Raw genomic sequence first — 2,456 nt, 5'->3', positions numbered from 1 at the left:
GGTGTTTGGCGGGCGCAGGGTTGGGCTCGCCTTCGGGCGTTCTGAGCCCGGCCACGTCGTGCACCTGCAGGCCCAGCGAGTGGCCGAGCCCGTGCGGGCAGAAGGCGCGGGTCACACCCTGCTCGACGGCGCTTTCGGCGCTGTCGAGATAGAGCTCGAAGCTCACCAGGATGTCCGCCAGCCGGCGATGCATGGTGTCGTGCAGCGCAAGATAGTCGACTCCCGGGGCGATGGCGCGAACCAGCTCGTCTTTCAGGCCATGCATGGCCACCACCAGCGCAGCGAAGGTTTCCGGCGCGTCCGGCCCCACGTGGGTGCGGGTGATGTCCGCGCAGTAGCCGCGAAAGCGGTGGCCGGCGTCGACCAGCAGGCTATGGCGCAGGGGCGGCGAGCTCACGTCGTAGTGCTGGTAGTGCAGCACGCCGGCGTGGCCGTTCAATCCGATGATGTTCTGGTAGGGCACCTTCGACTCGCGCTGGCGGCTGGCCCCTAGGTAGGCGAGCTGGATGTCGAGCTCGGCGCTGGCGCCGATGAACGCCGCTTTCGCGGCGTGGTGGCCCGCCATGGCCAGCCGGTTGGCTTCGCGCAGGCAGGCCACTTCGTAGTCGGTCTTGGTCATGCGCAGCTCGTCGAGCGCCTTGATTAGCCCTTCGGGCATCGCCTCGGCGCCGAGCGCCTGGCGCTGCTCGTCACTGAGTCGCTCGATGTCGCCGATCGCCGCCGCGCGGCCGGTCATCTGCGGCAAGGGCGGCTCGGGGCAGAGCGTGATGTCGAAGGCCTCCACCCAGGGCTCGTCGGGCAGCACGGTGGTGAGATGCCAGAAATCGTTCGGCGCATGCAGCAGCAGGGCGGGCTTTTGGCCGGGCGTGATGATCACCCAGCTGCGCTGGATGTCCGCCATGCCGACCCAGTGCATGAAGTGGCCGTAGCTCTGGAAGGCCGGGGCGTGATCGTCGGCGAAGAAGGCATCGGCGTGGCCGCTGTAGATCGCCAGGCTGTCGAAGCCTTCACGGGTCAGCGTCTCGGCATAGGCGTTCTGCAGGTGCTGCAGGTGGTCGTGCTGAAGGTCAAACAATGGGTTGGACATGTCGATCCTTTATAGGCGAAGCGATGGAAGCTCGCTCCAGAGCTTCTCGAGTTCGGCGTGGTGCTGGCTCTGGTGGCGATACAGGCGCAGCTCCATCGGCACGTCCCAGCGTCTGTCGCCGGCACGCACCAGTGCGCCGCTGGCGAGTTCGCTTGCGACGTTGCGCTCGGGCAGCCAGCTCATGCCGTAGCCCAGCAGCACCAGCTCCTTGATGCCCGCAGCGTAGAGGTTCTCGCTCTGGGGGCTAAGGTAGGAGCTTTGCGACAGTCTCGCCAGGTGCGCCTTCACCGCCGAGCCCAGTAGCCCCCGTTTGGGATAGGCGAGCCAGCGGACCGGCTGCTGATAGGTACCGGGAAGCTGGGTGGTGGGCTCGCCCTGGTCGGTGGGCGCAGTGACCGGAATCAGCCGTTCGAAGCCGATGACCCGGTGCACGCAGGCGCGGGTATCGATATCCAGGTCGCACCGCCCCACGGGCCAGTAGCAGATCGCCAGGTCGCACTCGGCGCGCGACAGCGCCTGGAAGTAGTCGCTCGCCACCCAGCCGGTGGCGCGAAGATAGGGCTGGATACGCTCCTGCCAGCCGATGCCCGACAGCCATTCCGGCAGAAAGTGCGGCAACAGGCTTTGCGGTGCGGCGACCATGATGCGCCGCTGCTGACCGGCATTGATCTCGCGTACCCGGTCACGCGTCAGGCGCACCCGGTCGGTGATCTGCTCGCACAGGGTCAGAAACTCCTCGCCCGCCGGCGTCAGCGACAGCGGCAGGGTCTGGCGGTTGATCAGCGTCACGCCCATCTCTTCTTCCAGGAGCTTGATGCGCCGCGAGAACGTCGGCTGTGTGACGTGCTGCTCGTCGGCGGCGCGAGAGAAGTGCCGCGTTCTGGCCAGGGCGATGAAGTCTTCTAGCCAGCGAAGTTCCATGCCGTTCCTCTTGATGATGCGGCGTTGCCGCCGGTGAAGGGCCGGCTCATAGCCGGCCCTCCTCGACACCGTGGCAGGCGACGCGTGTGCCGTCCGTCTGGGTAACCAGCGCCGGGATCTCCTGCTTGCAGCGCGCGTTGGCGTGCGGGCAGCGGCCGTGGAAGACGCAGCCGCTGGGCAGATTCACCGGTGTGGGCACCTCGCCGGACAGGCGAATGTGCTGGGGCCGGTCGTCCTTGAGCCTGGGGATCGCCGACAGCAGCGCCTGGGTGTAGGGATGGCGGGGCTTGTCGAAGAGTGTCGCGGTGGTCGCCACCTCGCACACCGTGCCCAGATACATCACCGCCACCCGGGTGCCGAAGTGCTCGACCACCGCCAGATCGTGGGTGATGAACAGATAGGTTAGATGGCGTTCGCGCTGGGCGTCCATCAAAAGGTTGAGCACCTG

The 2,456-nt window shown here is 67.0% G+C and carries 3 protein-coding genes; all 3 read right to left on the bottom strand.

All coding sequences use genetic code 11. The features are described from left to right. A partial coding sequence (pepQ, locus tag BIS11_RS15130) for a Xaa-Pro dipeptidase (protein WP_253586445.1) occupies positions 1–1,087 on the bottom strand: 1,087 nt, incomplete at its 3' end. A 9-nt stretch (positions 1,088–1,096) separates the two neighbouring features. After that, entirely contained in the window at positions 1,097–2,008 is a 912-nt protein-coding gene (locus tag BIS11_RS15125) for a LysR family transcriptional regulator (RefSeq protein WP_253420578.1), read from the bottom strand. A gap of 46 nt (positions 2,009–2,054) precedes the next feature. Next, positions 2,055–2,456, bottom strand: a 402-nt coding sequence (locus tag BIS11_RS15120; protein WP_367399222.1) for an oligopeptide/dipeptide ABC transporter ATP-binding protein, incomplete at its 5' end; no start/stop codon positions are given.

The organism is Halomonas sp. 707D4 (genome assembly GCF_024158685.1).
GTDB lineage: Bacteria > Pseudomonadota > Gammaproteobacteria > Pseudomonadales > Halomonadaceae > Vreelandella.
The sequence above is the reverse complement of the archived record's forward strand: the minus strand, read 5'-3'. Positions and strand labels throughout refer to the sequence as shown.

Bases quoted from the DNA above. Each gene is read 5' to 3' on its own strand.
- BIS11_RS15125 (WP_253420578.1), bottom strand. From the start codon at position 2,008: ATGGAACTTCGCTGGCTAGAAGACTTCATCGCCCTGGCCAGAACGCGG.